25 protein-coding genes and 1 pseudogene are annotated in these 24,722 nt (G+C 62.2%); 11 read left to right on the top strand and 15 right to left on the bottom strand.

What is annotated here, in order from left to right; genetic code table 11:
• Window positions 1-232, bottom strand: a pseudogene (locus EOB36_RS26010) (AAA family ATPase); the annotation flags it as partial.
• A 146-nt stretch (window positions 233-378) separates the two neighbouring features.
• On the opposite strand from EOB36_RS26010, the gene EOB36_RS26005 reads away from it, so the two are divergent.
• From EOB36_RS26005 to EOB36_RS25995, 3 genes are read left to right on the top strand one after another with little or no spacing between them, the layout of a single operon-like run.
• The gene (locus tag EOB36_RS26005) at window positions 379-1,008 is read left to right on the top strand and encodes a DUF1285 domain-containing protein (RefSeq protein WP_128286021.1); all 630 of its coding nucleotides are present in this window, start codon (window positions 379-381) and stop codon (window positions 1,006-1,008) included.
• A gap of 14 nt (window positions 1,009-1,022) precedes the next feature.
• The gene (locus EOB36_RS26000) at window positions 1,023-1,655 is read left to right on the top strand and encodes a CoA pyrophosphatase (protein ID WP_126107371.1); all 633 of its coding nucleotides are present in this window, start codon (window positions 1,023-1,025) and stop codon (window positions 1,653-1,655) included.
• Between the two features lie 8 nt (window positions 1,656-1,663).
• Window positions 1,664-2,920, top strand: a complete 1,257-nt coding sequence (locus EOB36_RS25995) for a CCA tRNA nucleotidyltransferase (protein ID WP_128286020.1) — start codon at window positions 1,664-1,666, stop codon at window positions 2,918-2,920.
• A 151-nt stretch (window positions 2,921-3,071) separates the two neighbouring features.
• Here the strand turns inward: EOB36_RS25995 and EOB36_RS25985 are convergent, their stop codons facing one another.
• The 3 genes from EOB36_RS25985 to hemF all read right to left on the bottom strand — a co-directional run bounded on the left by EOB36_RS25985 (window position 3,072) and on the right by hemF (window position 5,034).
• Window positions 3,072-3,257, bottom strand: a complete 186-nt coding sequence (locus EOB36_RS25985; RefSeq protein ID WP_023799945.1) for a DUF1059 domain-containing protein — start codon at window positions 3,255-3,257, stop codon at window positions 3,072-3,074.
• Between the two features lie 353 nt (window positions 3,258-3,610).
• Window positions 3,611-3,871, bottom strand: coding sequence for a DUF1344 domain-containing protein (locus EOB36_RS25980; protein WP_126105253.1), 261 nt, complete (start codon window positions 3,869-3,871; stop codon window positions 3,611-3,613).
• Window positions 3,872-4,119: 248 nt separating this feature from the next.
• On the bottom strand, window positions 4,120-5,034 hold the full coding sequence (hemF, locus tag EOB36_RS25975) for an oxygen-dependent coproporphyrinogen oxidase (RefSeq protein ID WP_127205484.1): 915 nt from the start codon (window positions 5,032-5,034) through the stop codon (window positions 4,120-4,122).
• Window positions 5,035-5,139: 105 nt separating this feature from the next.
• On the opposite strand from hemF, the gene EOB36_RS25970 reads away from it, so the two are divergent.
• On the top strand, window positions 5,140-5,397 hold the full coding sequence (locus EOB36_RS25970; protein WP_006202578.1) for a hypothetical protein: 258 nt from the start codon (window positions 5,140-5,142) through the stop codon (window positions 5,395-5,397).
• A gap of 140 nt (window positions 5,398-5,537) precedes the next feature.
• Here EOB36_RS25970 and soxR read toward each other — a convergent pair whose 3' ends face one another.
• Together soxR and EOB36_RS25960 are read right to left on the bottom strand one after the other, a co-directional pair.
• Complete coding sequence (gene soxR / locus EOB36_RS25965; RefSeq protein ID WP_127205485.1) at window positions 5,538-5,984, bottom strand: redox-sensitive transcriptional activator SoxR; 447 nt, start codon at window positions 5,982-5,984, stop codon at window positions 5,538-5,540.
• Between the two features lie 169 nt (window positions 5,985-6,153).
• Window positions 6,154-6,612: a tRNA (cytidine(34)-2'-O)-methyltransferase gene (locus EOB36_RS25960; RefSeq protein WP_128286019.1), complete on the bottom strand. Its 459-nt coding sequence runs from the start codon at window positions 6,610-6,612 to the stop codon at window positions 6,154-6,156.
• Window positions 6,613-7,507: 895 nt separating this feature from the next.
• Between EOB36_RS25960 and EOB36_RS25950 the strand changes: the two genes are divergently transcribed.
• Genes EOB36_RS25950 through EOB36_RS25940 form a run of 3 tightly spaced genes read left to right on the top strand, consistent with a single transcriptional unit; the run spans window position 7,508 to window position 11,622 of the window.
• A complete protein-coding gene (locus EOB36_RS25950; protein WP_128286017.1) occupies window positions 7,508-9,382 on the top strand; it encodes an ABC transporter ATP-binding protein in 1,875 nt (624 codons plus the stop codon).
• Between the two features lie 10 nt (window positions 9,383-9,392).
• Window positions 9,393-11,276 (top strand): ABC transporter ATP-binding protein, encoded by a 1,884-nt coding sequence (locus tag EOB36_RS25945; protein ID WP_128286016.1) that lies wholly within the window; start codon window positions 9,393-9,395, stop codon window positions 11,274-11,276.
• Window positions 11,277-11,307: 31 nt separating this feature from the next.
• On the top strand, window positions 11,308-11,622 hold the full coding sequence (locus EOB36_RS25940; protein ID WP_126105259.1) for a DUF6665 family protein: 315 nt from the start codon (window positions 11,308-11,310) through the stop codon (window positions 11,620-11,622).
• Window positions 11,623-11,894: 272 nt separating this feature from the next.
• On the opposite strand, the gene EOB36_RS25935 is transcribed toward EOB36_RS25940, so the two are convergent.
• The 3 genes from EOB36_RS25935 to EOB36_RS25925 all read right to left on the bottom strand — a co-directional run bounded on the left by EOB36_RS25935 (window position 11,895) and on the right by EOB36_RS25925 (window position 15,466).
• Window positions 11,895-13,673, bottom strand: a complete 1,779-nt coding sequence (locus EOB36_RS25935; RefSeq protein ID WP_128286015.1) for an adenylate/guanylate cyclase domain-containing protein — start codon at window positions 13,671-13,673, stop codon at window positions 11,895-11,897.
• A gap of 7 nt (window positions 13,674-13,680) precedes the next feature.
• Entirely contained in the window at window positions 13,681-14,508 is an 828-nt protein-coding gene (locus EOB36_RS25930) for an ABC transporter substrate-binding protein (protein ID WP_245467886.1), read from the bottom strand.
• Between the two features lie 601 nt (window positions 14,509-15,109).
• A complete protein-coding gene (locus EOB36_RS25925; RefSeq protein WP_128286013.1) occupies window positions 15,110-15,466 on the bottom strand; it encodes a cupin domain-containing protein in 357 nt (118 codons plus the stop codon).
• 302 nt (window positions 15,467-15,768) lie between these two features.
• On the opposite strand from EOB36_RS25925, the gene petA reads away from it, so the two are divergent.
• From petA to EOB36_RS25905, 4 genes are all read left to right on the top strand, one after another.
• Window positions 15,769-16,329 (top strand): ubiquinol-cytochrome c reductase iron-sulfur subunit, encoded by a 561-nt coding sequence (petA, locus tag EOB36_RS25920; protein ID WP_095484223.1) that lies wholly within the window; start codon window positions 15,769-15,771, stop codon window positions 16,327-16,329.
• 17 nt (window positions 16,330-16,346) lie between these two features.
• On the top strand, window positions 16,347-17,651 hold the full coding sequence (locus tag EOB36_RS25915; RefSeq protein ID WP_095484224.1) for a cytochrome b N-terminal domain-containing protein: 1,305 nt from the start codon (window positions 16,347-16,349) through the stop codon (window positions 17,649-17,651).
• Between the two features lie 89 nt (window positions 17,652-17,740).
• Complete coding sequence (locus tag EOB36_RS25910; protein ID WP_128241929.1) at window positions 17,741-18,613, top strand: cytochrome c1; 873 nt, start codon at window positions 17,741-17,743, stop codon at window positions 18,611-18,613.
• A gap of 309 nt (window positions 18,614-18,922) precedes the next feature.
• Window positions 18,923-19,468 (top strand): adenine phosphoribosyltransferase, encoded by a 546-nt coding sequence (locus EOB36_RS25905; RefSeq protein WP_095484226.1) that lies wholly within the window; start codon window positions 18,923-18,925, stop codon window positions 19,466-19,468.
• A 47-nt stretch (window positions 19,469-19,515) separates the two neighbouring features.
• On the opposite strand, the gene EOB36_RS25900 is transcribed toward EOB36_RS25905, so the two are convergent.
• The 6 genes from EOB36_RS25900 to EOB36_RS25875 all read right to left on the bottom strand — a co-directional run bounded on the left by EOB36_RS25900 (window position 19,516) and on the right by EOB36_RS25875 (window position 24,515).
• The gene (locus tag EOB36_RS25900) at window positions 19,516-19,986 is read right to left on the bottom strand and encodes a MaoC family dehydratase (protein WP_128286012.1); all 471 of its coding nucleotides are present in this window, start codon (window positions 19,984-19,986) and stop codon (window positions 19,516-19,518) included.
• Complete coding sequence (locus EOB36_RS25895) at window positions 19,983-20,444, bottom strand: MaoC family dehydratase (RefSeq protein ID WP_127205498.1); 462 nt, start codon at window positions 20,442-20,444, stop codon at window positions 19,983-19,985. The genes EOB36_RS25900 and EOB36_RS25895 overlap by 4 nt, the downstream gene beginning before the upstream one ends.
• A gap of 185 nt (window positions 20,445-20,629) precedes the next feature.
• Complete coding sequence (gene corA, locus EOB36_RS25890) at window positions 20,630-21,604, bottom strand: magnesium/cobalt transporter CorA (RefSeq protein WP_095488832.1); 975 nt, start codon at window positions 21,602-21,604, stop codon at window positions 20,630-20,632.
• Between the two features lie 331 nt (window positions 21,605-21,935).
• Window positions 21,936-23,039, bottom strand: a complete 1,104-nt coding sequence (gene ychF / locus EOB36_RS25885; protein WP_128286011.1) for a redox-regulated ATPase YchF — start codon at window positions 23,037-23,039, stop codon at window positions 21,936-21,938.
• 97 nt (window positions 23,040-23,136) lie between these two features.
• Window positions 23,137-23,853, bottom strand: a complete 717-nt coding sequence (gene pth, locus EOB36_RS25880; protein WP_128286010.1) for an aminoacyl-tRNA hydrolase — start codon at window positions 23,851-23,853, stop codon at window positions 23,137-23,139.
• A gap of 23 nt (window positions 23,854-23,876) precedes the next feature.
• Window positions 23,877-24,515 carry a 50S ribosomal protein L25/general stress protein Ctc gene (locus EOB36_RS25875; protein ID WP_095488835.1) on the bottom strand — a complete coding sequence of 213 codons (639 nt, stop codon included), beginning with the start codon at window positions 24,513-24,515 and terminating at the stop codon, window positions 23,877-23,879.
• Window positions 24,516-24,722: the final 207 nt, after the last annotated feature.

Raw genomic sequence — 24,722 nt, 5'->3', positions numbered from 1 at the left:
GCACGATGCCCAGCGTCTCGACCAGCTTGGTCTTGGCGAGGCCGGGCACGCCGACCAGCAGCGCATGGCCGCCGGCCAGCAGCGCCACCAGCGTGCGTTCGACAACGCTTTCCTGGCCGAAGATGACGCGGCCGACGCCATCGCGAACCCTGGAAATGTCGGCCAGCGCCGTCTCGGCCTGGTCGATCATATCCTTTTCGCTGATCGGGCTTTCCTTGATCATCACGCTCATGCAGCATCGATCCTTCTCGTTGGAAATACCGGCTTGCACCTTCGACGCCGCAGAATGCCGCGATTCGGCCTCGCATGGCGCCTATCTTTGAACTTAAATCACAGACTTAGGCTGACAAGCGGAACAACAGTGACTATTTCGTGACCATGACAGAACGCGCCGAGGATCGTGAAGAGAGTTTGACGGCCGTCACTGAGGCGCGGGGACTGGAGGCGCTGATCTCGCGTGCCGCCCGCGCAGGTAAGGGGCCGGCGCCGGTGGAGCGCTGGAATCCGGCCTTTTGCGGCGATCTCGACATGGAGATCAGACAGGACGGCACTTGGTTCTACCTGGGCACACCGATCGGCCGCATGCCGCTGGTGCAGCTGTTTTCCTCCGTGCTGCGCAAGGACGAAGACGGCAAGACCTATCTGGTGACGCCGGTGGAAAGGGTCGGCATCCGCGTCGCCGATGCGCCTTTCATCGCCGTCGAGATGGACGTTTGCGGCACCGGCGATGGCCAAGTCATCACCTTCCGCACCAATGTCGGCGATGTGGTCGAGGCCGGGCCGGACCATCCGCTGCGCTTCGTCGACGAGGATGCGACCGGTGGCCTGAAACCCTATGTGCTGGTGCGCGGACGGCTGGAGGCGCTGGTGGCGCGGCCGGTCATGTACGAACTGGTCGAGCATGGCGAAGAGATCGAGGTCGGCGGCAGGAGGATGTTTGCCGTCCGCTCGAAGGGCGCGGTCTATCCGATCATGCCGGCGGAAAAACTGCAGCGGCTGAGCGCGTGATGGGGCAGCGTATGATGGATCAGGTGACGCCGGTGCCGTTTTCCGCCGAGGATTTTCGCGCCCGTGTCGCGGCACAGCCGCTAGCGCATGCCGCAGACGATTACGGCGACCATCGCTTCAATCCCGGCCATCCGCGTTTAAAGCTCGCGAAGGCCCTGCGCGATGCCGCGGTGCTCATCCCGGTGGTCGATCACGGACGCGACGCCACAGTTCTCCTGACCAAACGGGCGGAAAACCTGCGCAACCATTCGGGGCAGGTGGCTTTTCCAGGCGGCACGATCGACCCGACCGACGCGAGCCCGGAGACGGCGGCATTGCGCGAGACGTTCGAGGAGATCGGTCTTGGCCAAGACCGGATCGAGATCATCGGCCGCATGCCCGATTATGTCTCCGGCAGCGGCTATCGCATCGCCCCGGTGTTGGGGATCGTGCAGCCGGGTTTTTCACTGACGCTGAATTCCGAGGAGGTCGACGCCGTCTTCGAGGTGCCGCTGCGCTTCCTGATGGACCCGGCCAACCATGGCCGCGACAGCCGCATGTGGAACGACCTGGAATGGGTCTTCTACGAGATGCCCTATGGCGGCCAGCGCATCTGGGGCGTCACCGCCGGCATCATTCGCACGCTCTATGAAAGGCTCTATACGTGAGCGGCCGGATGTCGCTCGCGGGCAAAGCCGACTGGCTCGGCGAAAAGCACCTGCAGCGCCTGCTGGCGGCGCTGGCGGATGGCGGCGAGGAGGCGCGTGTCGCCGGCGGCGCGGTGCGCAATGCGCTTATCGGCCAGCCGGTCGCCGACGTCGATATCGCCACCACTTGCCTGCCTGATGAAACCATCCGGCGCGCCGAGGCGGCGGGCTTCAAGGCCGTGCCGACCGGCATCGAGCACGGCACCATCACGATTGTCGCCGGCGGCAAACGGTTCGAGGTGACCACGCTGCGCGCCGACATCGAGACCGACGGACGGAGAGCCAAAGTGTCGTTCGGGCGCGACTGGAAGGCCGACGCGCAACGGCGCGATTTCACCATCAACGCACTCTATGCCGAGGCCGACGGCACGGTCGTCGACCTCGTCGGCGGCATCGCCGATATCGAGGCGCGCCGGCTGCGCTTCATCGGCGATCCGGAGGCACGCATCCGCGAGGACTATCTGCGCATCCTGCGCTTTTTCCGCTTCTTCGCCTGGTATGGCGACGGCCGGCCCGATGCCGAAGGACTGAAGGCTTGCGCCCGGCTCAAGGAGGGGCTCAGCCAACTCTCGGTCGAGCGCGTCTGGTCCGAGCTGAAAAAGCTGCTGGCAGCGCCCGATCCATCGCGCGCCTTGCTGTGGATGCGCCAAGCCAGCGTGCTCACCAGCGTTCTGCCGGAGAGCGAGAAATGGGGCATCGATGCGATCCATGCGCTGACCAGGACCGAGAAAGATCTGGGCTGGACGCCGGACCCGCTGCTCAGGCTGGAAGCGATCGTGCCGCCGGATGTCGCGCGGATGAAGACGCTGGCTGAGCGGCTGAGATTCTCCGTCAGCGAAGCCGTCCGTCTCAGGCAGTGGACGCTGACAGCGCCTGTCGCGCCTAAGACGACCGAAGTGGAACTCGCAAAACGGCTCTATCGTGGTGATCGTCAGGGCTTTGTCGATCGCTTGCGGCTGTCGCTTGCTTCGGCTCGAGCCCGCGCGGTCGAGGACAATGACGCGTTGCTCGAAGCCGGCGGCTTCTCGCGCCTGCTGGCCTTCGCCGGAAAATGGAAAAAGCCCGACTTTCCGCTCAAGGGCGCCGATCTGACGACGCTTGGCGCGTCGCCCGGGCCGAAACTCGGCGCAACCTTGAAAAACCTCGAAAACGAGTGGATCGAGTCCGGCTTTGCGCTGGATCGCGGCGCGCTCCTCAATCGCGCCGCAGAAGCACTCGAAAGTTAGAGACCGTTTGGAAACTCTACTCTGGCGGCCATCTGGTGGCGTTTTCTGCGCTTCCGGTGCTCACGGACCCAAATGTCCGCTGCGCTCCGGTTCTCGAAACCACCACCATATGACTCGCCAGAGCGAATTTCGAAACAGTCTCTTAGGTAAATCAGGCCGCGTCGCGGGCCTTTTCGATGCGTGAACGGATCGCTTCGATCATCGTCTCGCGGATGATCGTCTCGCCATGCGTCTCACGCATGTGCTCGACCGCGCGACGCATGATCTCGGCTTCCTCGTCGGCGCGCGTATGCCAGTCACAACCCGGAACGAGCGAGCCGCAGTGGAATTCCTTCATCGGATTTTCTCCCTTTTCCTCCTCGGAGCTCCGCGCATTTGCTTGGGCACGGAAGCTCCAGCACCTTTGATCGACGCATGATCCCTGTCGAAAACCGGTATCGGTATTCGGGTCATGCGCTGGCCGAGCAAGCATAACACGATCGACTGGTTTTGGTTGCGTTAGAGCGCCGCGCGTCCGGAGGACGCGTAAAAGACGCTCTAACATTATTTGTTATCTGCGCATGATCCTTTCCGAAAACCGATTCGGTTTTCGGGGTCATGCGCGAAAGACCGAAAAGGCGGAGCAGCGCTGCTCCTCCCTCTTACGCTACCCCAGAGACAAGACCTCATCTTGCTCCAGCGGGCAGGCCGTCACTTCACGATCCTGACTGCCTCGGCAATTTTGTTGTTGCCGCTCATGTCCCACGAAACGCGGACCTTTTCGCCGGCCTTCAGGCCAGGATCCTTGAAGGCCTTGGGCAGCGTAAAGGTAGATCCGTCATCCAGAACAAGGCTCATGGCCGTTCCATCATAGGTCTTGACCGTGCCCGTGGTGTGCTTGACCGCTGCGAAGGCAGCGCCACCAGAGGCAAGAACGGCAGCAGCCGCAGCCGACATAATAAGCTTGCGCATGGATGCTCTCCTGGAAAATGAGGGCACCTGATTGGGGAGGTGCCCCACTCAATTATGGGCCGTCCGGTCGCGTCGGGTCGCGGTTCTAGAGGAGGTGAGAACCGCCGGCGTTTCCCGGCCCGGAAACGAAAAATAGTCCTGTTTTTTCAAAGGGATATTAGACGAAAAAGATATCCTGTGCGCCACATTCAGCGCCAAAATCAGGCGATTTGGACCTGATTGCGGCTCACGTCCAGCTCACCGAGATTTTACGGCCATTTCACCTCTGGCGGCAGACTGGACAGGATCGAGGCGACGTTGCCGCCTGTCTTCAGCCCGAAGATGGTGCCGCGATCGTGAAGCAAGTTGAATTCGACGTAGCGGCCACGGCGGATCAGCTGTTCGTCGCGGTCGCCGTCGGTCCAGTTGTCGTTGAAATTGGCCCGCACCAGATGTCCGTAAACGACGAGAAAAGCGCGCCCGACATCCTGGACGAAGTTGAAATCGGCGTTCCAGCCGCCTCTGTCCTCGACCGAATGCAGCCAGTCGAAGAAGATGCCGCCGGTGCCGCGCGGTTCGTTGCGGTGCGGGAGATAGAAATACTCGTCGCACCAGGCCCTGAATTTCGCGTGGTCGGCCACCGCCGGATGCTTCTCGCAGGCGAACTGCATGGCACGATGGAAGGCAACCGTGTCCGGGTCTTCCTGTGTGCGGCGACGGTCGAGCACCGGCGTCAGGTCGGCGCCGCCGCCGAACCACTGGCGCGAGGTGACGACCATGCGCGTGTTCATATGCACGGCCGGCACGTTGGGGTTCCACGGGTGCGCGATCAGCGAAATGCCGCTCGCCCAGAATCGCGGGTCCTCCTCGGCGCCCGGCATCTGCTTCCTGAACTCCGGCGAGAACTCGCCATAGACGGTGGAGGTGTGGACCCCGACCTTCTCGAAGACGCGGCCACGCATCATCGACATGATGCCGCCGCCGCCCTTGCCGGCATCACGCTCCCACGGCGTCTTTTCGAAGCGACCGGGCGACCATGAGGCCTGCGGTCCCTGCAGGTCCTGCTCGATCTGCTCGAATGCGGCGCAGATGCGCTCGCGCAACGTCTCGAACCACAGCCGCGCCTTCATCTTCTTCTGCTCGATGTCGGCCGGCAGCCCCGCCGGTATTTCGGGTCGTTGCAAATGCCGTCTCCGGTTGCGGGGCGCACCCCGACAAATGACTCGTCTTTTCCGGCCGCGATCCCTAATCTGTTGGGTGCAAGGGTCAAGTGTGAATGGAGTTCTTTCGTGCGCACTCCGGCAAGACCGCCGCTGGATGGCCTGAAGAAGAGGCTCGACCGTTCGCGCGCCGAGCGCGAGCGCATGCCGCGCGACGGGTTCCTGCGCGAGACCTTCGTGCTGCCACGCTCCGATGCGCGGCTCAAGGCGAAGGAGTGGTTCGAGCGCTTTCCCAAGCAGGCCTACTGGACCGAGATCGAAAGCTGGTTCGAGCGGCCGGGCGACGTCATCGAATTCACCATCAGGCGATTGCCGGCGGCGGACTAGGGTGTGTTGATATTCAGGTGATGCCGGCCTGCAAACGGCGGGTTCCTGCGCTTCCGGTGCTCACGTACCAAAAGTACGCTCCGCTCCGGTTCTCGGAAACCACCGTTTTCGACTCGGCCTGACCTGAATCTCAATACACCCTAGCGCGCGACCAACAACCGCCTTGCTCCCGGGCCTTGGGCGCTCAAGCGGTCTTCCTTGTTCCGCAGCGGGCACTTGTCGATCGACATGCAGCCGCAGCCGATGCAATCGGTCAGCCCGTCGCGCAGCTTCTTCAGCTGGGCAATCTTCTGATCGAGTTGGTCGCGCCAGGCCGTTGAAAGCAGGTTCCAGTCCTCGCGCGTCGGAGTGCGGCCTTCAGGCAGCGATTCAAGTGCGGCACCGATCTCGGCCAGCGAAATGCCGACCTCCTGCGCGATCCTGATGATCGCCACCCGCCTCAGCACGTCGCGGCCGTAGCGCCGCTGGTTGCCTGATGTGCGGTGGCTGCGGATCAGTCCGCGCGCCTCGTAGAAATGCAGCGCCGATACCGCCACCCCGCTTCGCGTCGCCACCTGGCCGACCGTCAGTTCCGTCACAACAGCCATTCGAATTTTCCGCTTGACCTCAAGTTAAGTTGAGCTTGTAACGAAGAAATCCTGGACATGCAAACCGCAGGAGAAGGCGATGTGCGCCTGGGTGAGAATGACAAGAGAGGGTGTGGTCGTCGGCCAGAAAGCGGCTGTATTCGCCGCGCCCACCGACGGCCTGCAAATCCTATCCAAGCTGCCGGATCGCCTCGCCGGCCACCATGGCGACGGAGAGCGCGACGTTGATGCTGCGCGCGGCGCCTTGCATCGGTATGATCAGTCGCGCGTCCGCCGCCTCGTGAACAGAATCCGGCACGCCTGCGGATTCGCGGCCGAACAGAAGGACGTCATCGTCGGCGAAGACGAAATCCGTGTAGGCGGTCGCAGCCTTGGTCGACAGCAGCACCAGCCGCCGCGCTTCGCCTTTGCGCCAGTTCTCGAAGGCGTGCCAGTCGACATGCCGGGTCAGCGCCGCCATTTCGAGATAGTCCATGCCGGCTCGTTTCAGCGCCCGGTCGGAGAGCGGGAAGCCGGCCGGTTCGATGATGTCGACGACGAGACCGAGGCAAGCCGCGAAGCGCAGGATTGTCCCGGTGTTGCCGGCGATATCCGGCTGGTAGAGCGCGATGCGGAGACGGTCGTTCATTTCCGCGCCCTTTTTATCCGTGGCAGATCGGCCACAGGGGGCTCGCGGTTTTGGAAATTGCTGGACTGGCGGGTGGTCATTTTCTGCGAAGTCGGTTATACGCCGGGCATTGTCAACCCGAACCGATGGAGGGGTAATTCATGATGATCATGCACATCCAGCGCCCCTCTTGTGGGCTTACCAGCCTGCCGGCGGTTTCGGTACGACGATTCTCCTGACCTTTTAGACTTCGATCGCACCGATTCTTAGCCGAAACCTTTTTTCGGTCTTCGAAGGAATCCTGCGATGTTTTTCAAGCTGTCGAAGGGGCTGAACGCCCCACCTGAACACGCCTCTGGGCAATCCCTGCCTTTCGCTGGCCATTCGCCCGCGAGCAGGCCGGATTCACCCTTTTATCCGTATTTTCACATGGAGGACGGACCGATGTTCGATCCCTGCAAAATTCCCGGTTCAAGAAGCCTGCACGAGCGCAGGATGGCGACCTGGGCGCTTTTGATCGGCGAAACCTATTCGTCGGCGGTTCACGCCGAGACCCGTCGGCGTCCGCATCGCGGTATGCTGCCGGACGTCGATTTCTCGCGCGCGGTCCCCGACCGCAGCCGGCCGTCGCTGGTGCGCCGGATTATGAGGCTGATCCGCCCTGGCGCAAAAACAGGCGCGAAACTCCGGGTTGTCGACAGGGCGCTGTCAGGATCGTCAAACGAGCCTGTCGGCGAAAAGCCCGCAACACCTTATACTGCGCGAAGCAGGACCGGCGGCCCGGGTGATTCCGGGACGCCGGTCTTTGTCGCCACGCGATCCCATGACGCTACGCGCTCCCAAAGCACTATGCGCTCCCCGGACGCTACGCGCTCTCGCGCCGCGTGAGCGAAAACGAGCATGTGAGACCAAGACAATGTTCCGTTGGTTTGAAAGAAGGCTCGATCCGTTCCCCGCCGAGGAGCCGGTCGAGCCGCCGAAGACGCTGATCGCCTTCTGCGTGCACTATACGCGCGGCGCCTGGCCCTACATCGCTCTCGATGCGGTGCTGGTGACGGCTATCGCCGTCGCCGAGGTTTGGATGTTCGGCTTCATGGGCCGGATCGTCGACTGGCTGTCGGTGCAGAATCGCGAGACGTTCCTGCAGACCGAGGGCTGGAAACTCGCCGGAATGGCCTTCATCGTGGTGTTCGTGCTGCCGGCGACGGTCTGGTTCCATTCGCTCCTCAACCAGCAGACGCTGATGGGCAATTATCCGATGCGTATCCGCTGGCAGGTGCATCGCTACCTGCTCAAGCAGTCGATGAGCTTCTATCAGGACGAGTTCGCCGGACGCATCGCGACCAAGCTGATGCAGACCGCGCTCGCGGTGCGTGAGTGCGTCATCAAGCTCATCGACGTGCTCAATTATATCGTCGTCTATTTCCTCGGCATGCTGTTCATCGTCGGCTCGGCCGACTTGCGGCTGGCGGCACCGCTCGCCGTCTGGCTTGCCGGCTATATCTTGCTTTTGCGCTACTTCATCCCGCGATTGGGCAAGGTCGGCGAGGAGCAGGCCAATGCGCGCTCGACCATGACCGGCCGCGTCGTCGACAGCTACTCCAACATCCAGACGGTCAAGCTGTTCTCGCATGCCCGGCGCGAGGCGTCCTTCGCCAGGGAAGGTATGGCCGGCTTTCTCGATACGGTCTACCGGTCGATGCGGCTGGTGACGCAGCTCTATGGTCTGCTCTACGTCCTCAACTCGCTGCTGTTGTTTTCGGTCACCGCGATCTCGCTGTGGCTGTGGCTCGGCCATGCAGTGACGATCGGCGCCGTAGCCCTGGTCATCGGCCTCGTGCTTCGGCTGTGGGGCATGTCGCAATGGATCATGTGGGAGATGTCCACCCTGTTTGAGAATATCGGCACGGTGCAGGACGGCATCAGCTCGATCTCGCTGCCGCGCCTCGTCGAAGACAGGCCCGGGGCCAAGGACATTGCCGTCACCAAGGGCGAGATCCGTTTCGAGGACATCCGCTTCCACTACGGCAAGCAGAAGGGCATCATCGAGAGCCTGTCGCTGACGGTGAAGCCGGGTGAAAAGGTCGGCATCGTCGGCCGCTCGGGCGCCGGCAAGTCGACGCTGGTCAACCTTCTCTTGCGCTTCTACGACCTCGAAACTGGCCGGATCCTGATCGACGGCCAGGAAATCGCGGCGGTGGCGCAGGATTCGCTGCGCGCCCAAATCGGCATGGTCACCCAGGACACCTCGCTGCTGCATCGTTCGGTGCGCGAGAACATCCTGTATGGCCGGCCGGACGCCAGCAACGAGATGCTGATCGAAGCGGCACGCCGCGCCGAAGCGCTTGATTTCATATCAAGGCTTTCGGACGCCAGTGGCCGCACGGGTTTCGATGCGCATGTCGGCGATCGCGGCGTCAAATTGTCCGGCGGCCAGCGGCAACGCATCGCCATTGCCCGCGTTATGCTGAAGGACGCGCCGATCCTCATTCTCGACGAGGCAACGTCTGCGCTTGATTCCGAGGCCGAGGCGGCCATCCAGGAGAACCTCTACAGGCTCATGCAAGGCAAGACCGTCATCGCCATCGCGCACCGGCTCTCGACTATCGCGGCAATGGACCGGCTCGTCGTCATGGACAAGGGCCGCGTCATCGAAGAAGGTTCGCATGAGGAGCTCGTCGCCAGCGGCGGGCTCTATGCGCAGCTTTGGCAGCGCCAGTCGGGCGGCTTCCTGCTCGACGACGGTGCCGCCGCCAACGATGCCATGGTCAAGGGTCAAGCAGCAGAATGATAGCCGCCGAATGATGATTGCCGTCTATCGCTGGTTCGAGAACTGGGTATATCCATTCAGGGAGCCCGCGGTCCTTCGGCCACCGGTCAGCGTCAGGGGGTTCCTCTGGCACTATGTCGGCCAGGCGAAATTCGCCTTCTTCGCCATGCTTGTCATCGGCGGCATCGCGCCGCTGGTCGAGGCCGGACTGTTCTACTTCGTCGGGCGGCTGGTCGACATTCTCGACCAGCTCCCCGGCGAGCGTAGTTGGGACGCGCTGTGGACTGCCGCCGGTCCCGAACTTGTCTTCATGGCCGCCGTGGTGCTGGTCATCCGTACCATCGTCGTCGGCCTGGCGGCGTTGGTCGACGAGCAGACGATCACGCCCGGCTTCTACAATCTGGTGCGCTGGCAGGCTCACCGCCATGTCTCGCGCCAGTCCTACGCCTTCTTCCAGAACGATTTCGCCGGGCGTATCGCGACAAAAGTCTGGCAGGCGGGGCAGGCGACCGGCGATCTGATGCAAAGCTTCATCGAGGTCGTCTGGTTCATGGTCGTCTATACGGTGACGACGCTGGTGCTGGTCGCCGGCCTCGATCTCAGGCTGGCAGTGCTGGTGGTGATCTGGATCACCGCCTTCGGCTGGCTGGCCAAGCGCTATCTGCCGGCGATCCGCAAGCATGCCGAGGCAACCGCCGAGGCCGGTTCGATGATCACCGGCCGTATCGTCGATTCCTATTCGAATGTGCAGACGCTGAAGCTGTTCTCCGCCGATGGCGACGACCGCTACATCAGGAGCGGTTTCGATATCTATCTCGACGCGCTGCGTCCGTTCACCCGCAGGCTGACCGGCGTGCGCATGGCGCTGACGACACTTTCGGGGATCATGATCACGGCGATCGCCGGTTTTGCCGTCTATCTCTGGGTCGAAGGCTCGATCACAGTCGGCGCCGTCGCCTTCACGCTGTCGCTGGTGCTGCGGCTCAACATGCTGCTCGGCCGGCTGATGATGCAGCTCAACAGCATCCTGCGCAATCTCGGCGTGCTGGAAAACTCCAAGGCGCTGATCTCGCAGCCGCTCGGCCTGACCGATGCGCCCGACGCCAGGGAGCTTGTGGTAGGCGGCGGCCGGATCGACGTGAAGAAGGTCGAGTTCCACTACGGCAAGGGGTTCGGCGTGCTCAACGGCATCGACCTCGTGGTGCGGCCGGGCGAGAAGGTCGGGTTGGTCGGGCCGTCCGGCGCCGGCAAGACAACGCTGGCCAATCTGATCCTGCGCCTCTACGACCTCGAGGCCGGCAAGATCACCATCGACGGCCAGGACGTTTCAGAGGTGACTCAGAACTCGCTGCGCGCCAACATCGGCGTCGTCAGCCAGGATACCGCACTGTTCCATCGCTCGCTTCGCGACAACATCAAGCTCGGCATGCCGGACGCAACCGACGCCGAGGTGATCGCGGTCGCCAAGAAGGCCGAGGCGCACGAGTTCATCCTCGACTTGCGCGACAATCGCGATCGCCAGGGCTACGAGGCCTTCGTCGGCGAGCGCGGCGTGAAATTGTCGGGCGGCCAGCGCCAGCGCGTGGCGATCGCGCGCGTCTTCCTCAAGGACGCGCCGATCCTGATACTCGACGAGGCGACGTCGGCGCTCGATTCCGACATCGAGGCGGCCATCCAGGAGAATCTGGCGAGGCTGATGGAGAACAAGACGGTCATCGCCATCGCGCACCGGCTGTCGACCATCGCGGCCCTCGATCGCCTGGTGGTGCTCGACGGTGGCCGCATCGTCGAACAAGGCACGCATGACGAGCTGGTCGCGCTCGACGGGCTCTATGCGCGGCTGTGGAAGCGGCAGTCCGGCGGCTTCCTGTTCAACGAGGAGAGCGTGCTGGAGGAGACGCGGCCGGCGGAGTAGGGCCAGATTTCAGCAAGAACCGGAGTGGACCATGTCGGTGCGAATGCCATCGAATTTCGGACGGTCGGGAGCGCAGGAGAGCGCGCTCGACCTGCTCGGCAATGAAATCCTCGGCGAAAAGGCGGCGGCGCTCGGCCGCGCCGGCCGGCGCGTGGATGAAACTCTGACGAAGCTGCGTGAGCATGGCGATGACGGCAAACAACGTGCCCGGCTGCTCAAGGACGCGGCGGAGGCCGTCCACGGCTATTTCATCCAGCGCGAATTGTGCGGCTTGCGCAGGCACGACGCGGTGATCCGGGAATACAACATTCCCAAAGCCGTGCTGGCCAGGCTCGGCGCGAAATAGACAATAGTGTTGAAAATCTGACCGAAGACGAAATACCGATTTCGACCCCTTTGCGGACCATCCCTGATGGGAGTTCAAGGGAACGTCGTGACCCGTTGCGGACATTCGCTTGTATATTCGCGAAGGTACGGAATTGACGCCTCCGTGAACGCTACCTCGTTTGGCCCGCAACTACCATCCAATCGTTTGCTTTGGAGGTCAGTCTGGGAACTGACATTTTGCTCCACCGCGGGAGCGAGGCGGGTTTTCTTGCCAAAGTCTCGCAAGCGAGCCTAACTGTCGGGGTTGCTGACAGTCGCAGCGAATTGCGATCCCAAGCTCCGCGACCCGACATCATATACGCGGACCTGCTCATCGAAGCCCTTTAGGTCGCGCGTGCCGAGCGCGGTCATCGGAAACTTGATACCTACTGCGTCCGCTACGAAATGATCGACCAGGATTTGCTGATCGTCAGCCGACGAACACAGGCGTGACGCCAGGTTCACGACGTGGCCAATCGCGGTGTAGTCGACGCGGGATTCATATCCAACTCGGCCCACAGTTGCCCATCCCATTGCGAGACCAATGCCGAAACCGAGCACGGGACCACGCCGACGCCACGACGGGATCAGGCGCTGAACAGCATCCTGCATTTCGATGGCCATCTCGACGGCACGCAGGGCCGGCTCTGCGCACTGTACCGGCGCGTTGACGAGCACCATCAGCCCGTCCGCCGAGAAGCTGGTTAGCGTGGCCTCATGGCGTGTGATGATCGCGCCGAGCGCCTCATAGTACTCAGCCAAGACCTGCATAATGTCCTCGGGCTCGGCGTGCGCCGAGAACGCTGTGAAACCACGCAAATCACAGAAAACAGTGACGACTTCCGCCCGCTGACCGGCAAGCACGCTCTCGTCACCGGAGTTCTCTACAAGCTCAGCGACCTGCGGTGCCAGAAAGCGCTTCAAGCGCGTGATCCGCTCCGAACGATCCCGTGATATGGCGAGTTCTTGCGCCATTTGGTTGAACCGGGCCGCCAGCCGTTCAAGTTCATCTCCAGTGGCAATGTTGATGCGGTGATCGAACTGTCCGGCACCGATTTTGTCGGTTCCCTCCTCCAGCAGACGGATGGGGCCAGTCATCCGTCCGGCAAGCCAATAGGCGAGCGTCGCTGCAAAGACGGTGGCCGCGAGCAGTAGGCCACCGGTTCGCCACAAAGACGCATAGAGGGGTGCAAAAGCCTCTGCCTGCGGCTGCTCGACGAACACAGTCCAGCCAACACTGGGGATCGATGCCATGGTGGTCACGACCGGTTCATTCTCGGCGTTCCGGGCCATGGTCGCTTCGCCGCCTACTGCGGCAATTGCATCCCGCAATCTGCGCAATGCCGCCGCTGTGTTCTCGTCGGTGCCCCGCAACACCTTGCTGATGTTGCGGTGAGCGATGAGGCGGCCTGCCTGGTCGACAACAAATGCTTGACCGCTGCGGCCCACGCGAATTTCGGAAACGACTATCCAGATGAGCTTCAGGTTGATCTCGGCGACGACGATGCTGTTGAACCCCGCCAGGGCCATGGTCATGAACGGTTCGGAGCCATCGCGATAAGTGAGTGGGCCGTACCATGTCCCTGTTGACAAGGCTCCCACGACGGCAGGATCGTCTGAGCGATCCGATCCGCCTTCCATCCTGTTCAAGTCTATGCGGGAGACGTGCAGCCTTTCCACGCCGGCACGGTCGACAACACTGAAGCCGACAATGGCCGGGGCTTGGCGCATTGCCCGCAACATGCCGAGCCGAAGCTGCGCCTTGGTATCTGCGACCCGCGTCTGCCGGATCGTTGAGTTGAGCTGATCCTTGATGCCGTCGAGAAAGCTCTCAATCTTGTCGGCTGCGGATCTCGTCTCGGCCCGCAGCAGGGCACTGAGCATGGTGCGTTGGTCGCGATAGCTGAACCAGGCGTCGCTGATGCCGCCGGCGGCTATCGGAAAAATGACCGCGGTGAACAAAACCAGGAAGTATTTCCGGAATAGCGATCGGCGTACGGGAACGGCTTCGAGAGAGACCGACCCCTTCACACCATCCTCACTCGATGACCTTGTCAGCCAACAGCAACACAGTTTCCGGGAGATCGATCCCGAGTGCATTGGCCGTTTTCAAATTGATCGACATCTCGAATGTCGTCGGATGTTCGATTGGCAGATCGCCTGCCTTTGTGCCTTTCAGGATGCGGTCGACATAGAAAGCAAGGCGATGTCCCATTCCACTATAGTCCGCCGAATAAGCCATTAGACAGCCGGCCTCGGTGAACCAAGGTCCCCAAGCCATCGTCGGCAAACGACGCTCGATCGCGAGTGCGGCGATACGCGTCGACTGATCGGAAAACATGAGGTCAGGGAGGATGAAGACGGCTTGCGCGCCCTCGGCCTTCATGTCCGAGAACGCAGAATCGAGTTCGTCTGGAGCGCTGACCTGATGGATGTTTAAGGCGACGCCAAGTTGGCGGGCCGCGCGCTTTGCGTCCTCTTCGAAAGGTAGATAGGCAACCTCCGGGTTTGCCAGCACACCTACAGTGGCAAGCTTCGGTATTACCTCCATCAAAAGCTCTAGCGGTTTGGCGGCGAGTTCAGTGGCATAGTAGCTGACCCCGGTGACATTGCCGCCGGGCTTTGCGATGTTTTGGGCCAGCCCGCCGGCCACCGGATCACCGCTGATGATAGTGACAATCGGAATTGCTTCGGTGGCTCCGTGGGCGGCATGTGCCGCCGGCTGCGACGTCGTAACGATCAGGTCCACCGGCTGCTGCACCAGCTCTGCCGCGGCGGCCGCTAGGCCACCGTCGTGCTTGCCCGCGCTTCGGCACTCGAAGCTGAGTTCGGTCAGCGTGTGGCCGAGTTCGTCAAGGCCACGCATAAACGTTCCGAGCTCACTAGAATCGGAAGCATACGGCATATCGCAAGGCCACCAAGCGATAAGGCCAATTCGTGGCGTTTGAGTTGAGGGCTCCTGAGCGGTAGCAATGGAAGGTAAGGTCATCGCAAACGCGCTTGCGAGACAGACGTGGTATCGCCATTTCGACTTCATCCGAGCATCCTCCCAGGCCCACGGCATATGGCGATGGGATGGTGAGATCTTAGCCGGCGACGCGCAAACAACTCCCGCTTTGAAGTACCCTGTCCGCGCCCAAGGAGCGACCAAGCAACAGTCCACTCATTCAAAGTTCACGATGATAGCCGATATTGCTGCGGATGGGTAAGCAAATATCGTCTACTAGGACGGCTAGCGCGCCCTGCGGGAGCCTCGAAAAGTGGCAGTTTGGGATCGGCGATCAATGACCGCTTCTGGCGCTGCCTGTGCGTTCCGATCGGCGATACGGAAGGCAGAAAACCATCCAAAGCGGTTGTCTCACCTCGGGTACCAAGCGTCAGATTTTCACCACTAGTTCGACCATGATCTTTTCCGAAAACCGGTTTCCGGTTTTCGCTGACGCGGACCTTCGGTTCGTGATCATGGCCTACTCCAGCCATTCGGTGATGAAGCTGCCGTTTTCGTGGATGTCGATGGTCTCCAACGGGCCTGGGCCGAGATTGGTGAACTTGTGCGGCGTGTTCGGCGGCACGATCAATATCTGGCCAGCCGACGCCTCGATCTGCCGGTCACCGACGGTGAACAGCCCGGTGCCGGCGCGGATGATGAAAATCTCGCAATAGGGATGCATGTGCAGCCGCGGGCCGCCGCCGATCTCCGGCAGATAGTTGAAGATCAGGCAGCTTTTGGAGCCGTAGGCGCCGCACTGCAGCTCGCCTTGCCAATGGTCGGGCCAGCGGTCGGTCGCCCCGGCCCATTTGTCGCGGTCGATGACATGCGCCATGGGCCGAGGATAGACCGAGGCCGGGTCTCCTGTCGAGGCAAACGCAGGCTCCGATTTTGCCGTTGTTTTCCTGTGGTTTCGCCGTCTTCGTCGCCATGCGGTCCGACGCCGAATTGCGTCCCCGCGACAATCTGCCCTTGTGCCTTCACCCGTCTGGACAAAAACAGGCTTCACGCATAAACCGAAGTCCAAATGCCGGAGGAATTCGCTAGCCTGTTCGCCATGCGCTGTCGGGTTGGCGTGAACGAGCGGGGAATAAGGCTCGGCCACCGGCACGGAAGAGGCGAAAGGATCAGGCACCCGTGAGCGCAACCGACATCCAGGATCCCAACCGTCGTGATTTTCTCTACGTCGCCACCGGCATGGCCGCAGTGGTCGGCGCGGGTGCCGTCGCCTGGCCATTCATCGACCAGATGCGCCCGGATGCCTCGACGCTGGCGCTGGCCTCGGTCGAGGTCGACGTCTCTTCGCTGACGCCGGGAACGTCGCTTGTCGTGAAATGGCGCGGCAAGCCGGTGGTCGTGCGCAACCGCACCGAACAAGAGATGAAGGACGGCGAGGCGGTCAATCTGGCCCAGCTCAAGGATCCGCTCGCCCGCAACGCCAATTTGCCGGCCGATGCGCCGGCGACGGACGCCAACCGCACCATGCCGGGCAAGGAGGCTTGGATGGTGATGGTCCAGGTCTGCACCCATCTCGGCTGCATTCCGCTCGGCCAGGAAGGCGAGTTCGGCGGCTGGTTCTGCCCGTGCCACGGTTCGGTATACGACACCGCCGGCCGCGTCCGCGGGGGGCCGGCGCCGGAGAACATGTCGGTGCCGGTGTTCCAGTTTATTTCCGACACCAAGATCCGTATCGGCTGAGGCTAGGGGACATTTCGATGAGCGAGGGACACTCGACCTATACGCCCAAGACCGGTATCGGACGCTGGTTCGACGCCCGCATGCCGCTGCCGCGGCTGGTCTATGACAGCTTCGTCGCCTATCCGGTGCCGCGCAACCTCAACTATGCGTGGACCTTCGGCGGCATCCTGGCGATCATGCTGACGGCGCAGATGCTGACCGGCATCGTGCTGGCCATGCATTATGCGGCGGACAGCACTCTCGCCTTCGATTCGGTCGAGAAGATCATGCGCGACGTGAATTCGGGCTGGCTGTTGCGCTACATGCATTCGAACGGCGCGTCGTTCTTCTTCGTCGCCGTATACATCCACATCTTCCGCGGGCTCTACTACGGTTCGTACAAGGCGCCGCGCGAGCTTCTATGGATCCTCGGCTGCATCATCTACCTGCTGATGATGGCGACGGGCTTCATGGGCTATGTGCTGCCCTGGGGGCAGATGAGCTTCTGGGGCGCGACCGTCATCACCGGCTTCTTCAGCGCCATCCCGCTGGTCGGCGACTGGATTCAGCAGCTTTTGCTCGGCGGCTTCGCTGTCGACAACCCGACGCTGAACCGCTTCTTTTCACTGCACTATCTGCTGCCGTTCATGATCGCCGGCGTCGTCGTGCTGCATATATGGGCGCTGCATGTGGTCGGCCAGTCGAACCCGACCGGCATCGAGGTCAAGTCGAAGACCGATACCGTCGCCTTCACCCCTTACGCGACCATCAAGGACGCGTTCGGGATGCTCGTGTTCCTGTTCATCTTCGCCTATTTCGTCTTCTACCTGCCGAACTTTCTCGGTCACCCCGACAACTACGTAGTCGCCGACCCGCTGAAGACGCCTGCCCATATCGTGCCGGAATGGTACTTCCTGCCGTTCTACGCGATCCTGCGTGCCATCACCTTCAATATCGGGCCGATCAACTCCAAGCTCGGTGGCGTGCTCGCGATGTTCGGCTCCATCGCCATGTTGTTCCTGGTGCCGTGGCTCGACACCTCGAAGGTGCGCTCGGCGGTCTACCGGCCCTGGTACAAGCTGTTCTTCTGGCTGTTCGTGATCGATGCCGTCCTGCTTGGCTGGCTGGGCTCGCAGCCAGCCGAAGGCAGCTATGTCTTCATGGCGCAGATGGCGACATTGTTCTACTTCGCCTTCTTCCTGGTCGTGCTGCCGGTGCTCGGCCTGATCGAGACGCCGCGGCGATTGCCGAATTCGATCACCGAGGCGGTGCTCGAGAAGAACAAGGGCAGTGGTGGCGGACATCCGGCTCGCGCGACAGCCGCACCGGAAACCAAGGGCTGAGCATGATCCCGAAAAGTGGAGACCGGTTTCCGGAAAAGATCATGCTTGAGACGACGACAGCGCGGCAGAGAATCTCAAGGGGATTTGGCATGAAGACGATTCTCACCTCGCTGGCGCTGCTCGGCCTTGTTTTGGCGGGTACCGCGGCCGCGACCACCGGGGCCATCGCCCAGGAGGAGGCGCACAGCGAAGCCCAGCCGACGCATTTCCCGATACACGAGCCCAAGGAGATGGACTGGAGCTTCGCCGGGCCGTTCGGGACCTACGACAAGGCGCAGTTGCAGCGCGGGCTGAAGGTCTACAAGGAAGTCTGCGCGGCCTGCCATTCGATGAAGTTGGTGGCGTTCCGTACGCTGGAAGATCTTGGCTATTCGGAAGCGCAGGTCAAGGCGCTGGCGGCCGAGTACACGATCAATGATGGTCCCAACGATGCCGGCGACATGTTCGATCGTCCCGGCATACCGTCCGACCATTTTCCGGCGCCGTTCCCTAACGATCAGGCAGCAGCGGCCGCCAATGGCGGGGCTGCCCCGCCCGACATGTCGCTGCTGGCCAAGGCGCGCGGCGTCGAGCGCGGCTTTCCGCGTTTCGTCTTCGACATCTTCACGCAATACGCCCAGGGCGGTCCCGACTATATCCACTCGCTGCTGACCGGCTATGACGAGCAGCCGCCGGCAGGCATGGAGATACCGGAAGGCACGCACTACAATCCGTATTTCATAGCCGGCGTGTCGCTGAAGATGCCCAACCCGCTTTCCGACGATCAAGTGACCTATGACGACGGCGCGCCGCAGACGGTCGACCAGTATTCCCGCGACGTGTCGGCCTTCCTGATGTGGGCAGCCGAGCCGCATCTGGAAGCCCGCAAGAAGACCGGCTTTCGCGTGCTGGTCTTCCTGCTGCTGTTCGGCGCGCTGGTCTATCTGACCAAGCGCAAGGTGTGGGCCGGCGTGGCGCACTGAGCTACAGAAGAGCCACGAGATCGAAAGGGCGTCGAAAGGCGCCCTTTTGCATTTCCCTACCGCATCGGCCCGAAAATCGGGAATCGATTTTCGGAAAATATGATGCGTAGATTCAAAGTGTTAGAGCGTACTTTGTGCGTCCAAGTGGACGCACGTCGCTCTAGACCGTCGGCTAAGTCCTTTGCCGGACAATTTTCTTCCAGGGCGCCACATCGCGGTAGCCGTCGCCGGCCGCCCCGGGTTACGATCGGCCCGAGTTCCTTTCACGTCTTCAAGTCGAATCGGACGAATATTTCGGAGAGCCGCCCCATGAAACCTTCGCTCGAAGACACGCTGCTTGCCGCGATCCGCACCATTCCGGACTATCCCAGGCCGGGCATCCTGTTTCGCGACATCACCACGCTGCTCGGCAATGCGCGCGCCTTTCGCCGCGCCATTGATGAGCTGGTGCATCCCTACGCCGGCCAGAAGATCGACAAGATCGCCGGCATCGAGGCGCGCGGCTTCATCCTTGGCGGCGCCATCGCGCACCAGCTCTCGGCCGGCTTCGTGCCGATCCGCAAGAAGGGCAAGCTGCCTTACGAGACGGTGCGCGTCGCTTACAGCCTCGAATATGGGCTGGACGAGATGGAGATGCACAAGGATGGCGTGTCGCCGGGCGAGAAGGTCATCCTCGTCGACGACCTGATCGCCACCGGCGGCACGGCGGAGGCAGCGGTCAAGCTGTTGCGGCAGATCGGCGCCGACATCCTCGCCGCCTGCTTCGTCATCGACCTGCCGGACCTCGGCGGCCGCGAGAAGCTCGAAGCGCTCGGCGTGCCAGTCAGGACGCTGATCGGGTTTGAGGGGCATTGAGAGGCGTGCTTCTTACCCTTCTCCCACAGGGGGAGAAGGAAGAAAGCTCACCCCATCTTCACCAGCACGGCACTTTCGAACTCGATGACCTTGTCGCCGGTCGAATCGAAGGCCTCCGAGCGCAGTGTCAGCAGCCGCCAGCCTGGCCGCGATGCGATGGGGCGGTGGGCAAGCGCGGTGCGGGTGAAGGTCACGGTTTCTCCGGCATAGACGGGCTTCAGCCATTTGAGGTTCTTGAAGCCGGGCGAGGGGCCGAATTCGGGCGCGGGCCCAGCGCCGGCCCAGCGGGCGCCGTTGGCCTCCACGCCGGTCTCGAGGTTCAATTTCATCCAGGTTGCCGCTGTGTGCCAGCCCGAGGCGCACAGGCCGCCGAACACGCTCCTCTTCGCCGCCTCTTCGTCGAGATGGAATATCTGCGGATCGTATTTCCTGGCGAACGCCTTGATCGCCTCGGATTCGAATTTATGCGAACCGAGCGTGACGGTGACGCCGATGCAGAAGAATTCGTCGAGGCTCACGCGTTGGCCCCTCGGGTCAGGAACATGACGGTGTTCTCGAGTTCGAAGACGCCTTCGCCACGCTGGTTGAAAAGCTCGCTGCGCATGGTGACGAGGCCGAGCTGGGGCTTCGATCTGGACAGGCGCTTGGCAAGGACGGTGGTGTTGCCGGTCAACATATCGCCGGCCAGCACCGGCTTTTTCCATTTGACGAGGTCGACACCGGGGGCGCCCTGCGAGGTCGAGTCCAGCAGGAAGGCATCGCACAGCATGCGCATGAACATCGCGCAGGTGTGCCAGCCGGAGGCCGCCAACCCGCCAAGGATGCTGGCCTTGCCCGCCGCCTCGTCGAGATGCATCGGCTGCGCATCGAACTCTTGCGCGAATTCGATGATCTCGGCCGCGCTCACCAGCTTCGTGCCGAGGTCGAGCGAGGCGCCCTCGACGAAATCCTCATAGGCCCAAGTCTTTCCGATCATGGTCTGGCCGGTCATGGTCTGGAATTCTTTCCGGTCATGGTCTGGAATCCGGTTCAAAATTGCACGATCGCCACGGATCGGGGTTCCCGGATGCAGGTGGGACGGGATTTGGTCAAGTAATTTCTGGTGCGCCAGGCCATCGCGCGCCCCACGGAACAGCCAGCGAAACAGAAGGTCCGAAGGCTTTACAACCAGCCGCGGCGGCGGAAATACCAGAAGGGCAGGATCGCCGACAGGATCATCAAGCCGATGGCGAAGGGATAACCGAAATGCCAGCTCAGCTCGGGCATGACATTGAAATTCATGCCGTAGATCGACGCGACCAGCGTTGGCGGCAAGAAGATGACCGCGGCGACGGAGAAGATCTTGATGATGGCGTTCTGCTCGATCGAGATCATGCCGAGCGTCGCGTCGAGCAGGAAGTTGATCTTCTGCGACAGGAAGGTGGCGTGGTCGGCGAGCGACAGCACGTCGCGCGACAAGGTCTTGATGCGCGCGCGGATGTCCTTACTCATCTTGGTCTGGGTCGAGGCGTGGGTGAGGAAGCCGGCGAGCCGCTGCAGCGAGATCAGGCTGTCGCGGATCGAGGAGGCGATGTCCTCCTTGCGGCCGATGGCCTTCAGCAATTCCTGGAAGTCGCGGTTGCGCTTGGAAGCCTTGGTCGAGCGTGCCTCGAAGATGTCGCGCGAGATCGTCTCTATGTCGCGGCCGGCGCGCTCCAGAATGTCGGCGAGGCGGTCGACGATCGCCTCCAGCAGGCCGATCAGGATGGTGTCGCCGCTGGTGCAGCCGGTCGCCACCTTCTCGGCGCGCAGCGGAAAGGTCTTGAAGGCCTTCGGCTCGTGGTAGCGCACGGTGATCAGCCTATTGCCGGCCAGCACGAAGGTGACCGGCGACATTAGCGGATCGTCGGCCTCGGTCTGAGCCGGCAGCGTGGCGGTCATGAAATAGGCGCCGTCCTCGATATAGAGGCGGCTCGAAATCTCGATCTCCTCCATCTCCTCGCGCGTCGGAATGGCAACACCGAGCCAAGTCTCGATGGCCGTTTCCTCTTCCTTGGTAGGGTTCATAAGGTCGGCCCAGACGACCTTGTCGCTGTTTGCCAAGAGATCGTCGGCAACGCGCAGGCGATCATTGTCCACGACGAATGCCTTGATCATCGCCGGGTCTCCCTTGCTGAGGCCAAAAGGATGGGTTCGAGCGGGCGTGTCGTTTCGGATTGCACGGGACAGGCTTTCGACGAAAGCGCGGGCCGGTGCAGACGCCCCTTAGACCGGGCATTGCGGGCAGTCAAGCCACGCGGAAAGGGCCCGTGCGGTCTCTCCCTTCTCCCCTTGTGGGAGAAGGTGGCCGAGCGAAGCTCGGTCGGATGAGGGGTGTTCCAGCTTGGCACCCACAGCGCTCCGGCTAACACCCCTCAACCGTCTTGGCGCTGCACGCCAATCCACCTTCTCCCGCAAAGGGAGCAGGAAGAATGCGCCGTCGGTCAGGTCAGGTGTTGAACTTGAACAGCATGATGTCGCCGTCCTGGACGACATACTCCTTACCTTCGTCGCGCGCCTTGCCGGCTTCCTTGGCGGCCACTTCGCCACCCAGCGCGACGAAGTCGTTGTAGGCGATGGTCTGGGCGCGGATGAAGCCACGCTCGAAATCGGTGTGGATGACGCCTGCCGCTTGCGGCGCCTTGGCGCCCTTGTGCACGGTCCAGGCGCGCGTTTCCTTTGGCCCGACGGTGAAATAGGTGATGAGCTGCAAAAGCTCGTAGCCGGCGCGGATCACCTTGTTCAAGCCTGGCTCCTCAAGGCCCAACGTTGCCAGGAATTCCATTTCCTCGTCGTCGCTGAGCTGCGCGACCTCGGCTTCGATCGCTGCCGAAATCACCACGGTACGGGCGCCTTGCGCGGCAGCCATCTGCTCGACCGCTTTGGTGTGCGAATTGCCGGTGGCGGCGTCGGCCTCTGCGACATTGCAGACATAGAGAACGGGGTGCGACGTCAGCAGGTTCAGCCCCTGCAGGATACGCAGGTCCTCCGCGGAGATACCTTTGAGCAAAATGCGGGCCGGCTTGCCGGCCTGCAGGAGTTCAAGAGCGGCTTCCATCATCGGAAGCACGGTCAACGCCTCCTTGTCCTTGCCGGAAGCGCGCTTGCGGAACTGCACGATGCGGCGCTCGAGGCTGTCGAGGTCGGCGAGCATCAGCTCGGTCTCGACGGTCTCGGCGTCGGCGACGGGATCGATGCGGCCCTCGACATGGGTGATGTCATCATCCTCGAAGCAGCGCAGCACATGGACGATGGCGTCGACCTCGCGGATGTTGGCCAGGAACTGGTTGCCCAGCCCTTCGCCCTTCGAGGCGCCGCGTACCAAGCCGGCGATGTCGACGAAGGAGATGCGGGTCGGGATGATCTCCTTCGACTTGCCGATCGCTGCGATCTTCTGCAGGCGCGGGTCGGGCACCGCCACCTCGCCGGTATTCGGCTCGATGGTGCAGAACGGATAGTTGGCGGCCTGCGCCGCCGCCGTCCTGGTCAGCGCGTTGAAAAGTGTCGACTTGCCGACGTTGGGCAAGCCAACGATGCCGCATTTGAAACCCATTTTTATCCGGTCCTATCGGGAAATCGAAATTTGATGAGGGCTATGGGCGAAAGCGCCGACGATCGTCAAGCCCTCCCGCCCCGATCCGTCGCGAGGCTCAATCCTTGCCGCCGAAGAGCTTCTTCAGCATGGCGGCCATCGGGCCGGTTTGAGGCAGCTTGACCGCCGGCTGCTGCGGTCGCGCCTGACGGACGTGGCTCTGCTGTTTCGACCCTGCGTTTTCGCGTTCAGGCGCAGCACCGGTCTTGCGCTGGACGGCAACGCTGACTTTGTTCATGAAGCCGGGGTCATCACCCCTCACGATCATTTCGGCATGAGCACCGATGGCGTCGAGCAGCGGCTCCAGCCATTCGCGATCGGCCTTGGCGAAATCGCCAAGCACATGATGCTGGACGAATTCCTTGACGCCCGGGTGGCCGACGCCGATGCGCACGCGGCGGTAAGCGTTACCGACATGGCCGTCGATCGAGCGGATGCCGTTGTGACCGCCGGCGCCGCCGCCGGTCTTCACGCGGACCTTGCCGTCGGCGAGGTCGATCTCGTCATAGAAGACTGTGAGCGCCGAGGGGGTGAGCTTGTAGAAGCGCAGCGCTTCGCCGATCGACTGGCCTGAATTGTTCATGAAGGTCTGCGGCTTGATCAGGATGATCTTTTCGCCGGCAAGCGTGCCTTCGGCGATCAGTCCCTGGAACTTCTTCGACCAGGGCGAAAAGGAATGGCGGCGGGCGATTGCGTCCGCCGCCATGAAGCCGACATTGTGCCGGTTGTTGGCGTATTTCGCGCCCGGATTGCCGAGGCCTGCAAACAGCAGCATCGTCACCTCCGGGCGGAAAGGGATTACTTCTCTTCGGCGGCAGGAGCCGCTTCGGGCTCAGCCGCTTCGACCGTCTCTTCTGCCTCCGGCTTCATCGCCGCGGAGCCGGCAATGGTCGCGACGGTGAAGTCGCGGTCGGAGATCACCGGCTTGACGCCGGCCGGCAGCTTGACCGCCGAGATATGGATCGAATCGCCGATATCGGTGCCGGTGAGATCGACGGTGATGAATTCCGGGATCGCATTGGCCGGGCAGTGGAACTCGACTTCGTGACGCACGATGTTGAGCACGCCGCCGCGCTTGATGCCGGGCGACTTGTCCTCGTTGATGAAGTGGACCGGCACGTCGACATTGACTTCGGTGTCCTTGCCGATGCGCAGGAAGTCGACATGGACCGGGAAATCCTTGACCGGGTCGAGCTGGAAGTCCTTGGGCAGGACCTGGATCTTCTTGCCGTCGACATCGATCGTGGCGATCGTGGTCAGGAACCCGCCGCCATGGATCTTGTAGTAGATGTCCTTGTAGGTCAGCGCAATCGCCAGGGGAGGCTGCTTGTCGCCGTAAATTACTGCAGGCACTTTACCGTTGCGGCGAACTGCACGGGCGGACCCCTTACCGACCTGTTCGCGCGCTTCGGCCTTGAGCTCGTAAGTATCGCTCATGGCATTTCCTTTCGCGTTGTTCTGGAGCGTTCGCGGCCGGCGAGATGCCTGGGCCGTAAACGTCGAAAGCCGTCATGGCCTTACATGATCTGGTCCAAAATCTTGTTTGGGATCACGCAGGCCCGGACAGCCTTCCGCCGCGTTGCCTCCAAGGGTGTCTACGCGGGTGGCGGCTCTATAGCCGAAGGCGGGGCGGGGTGCAAGCCG

It is taken from the genome of Mesorhizobium sp. M6A.T.Cr.TU.017.01.1.1, from assembly GCF_004023115.1.
In the GTDB taxonomy this organism is placed as follows: domain Bacteria; phylum Pseudomonadota; class Alphaproteobacteria; order Rhizobiales; family Rhizobiaceae; genus Mesorhizobium; species Mesorhizobium mediterraneum.
The sequence above is the reverse complement of the archived record's forward strand: the minus strand, read 5'-3'. Positions and strand labels throughout refer to the sequence as shown.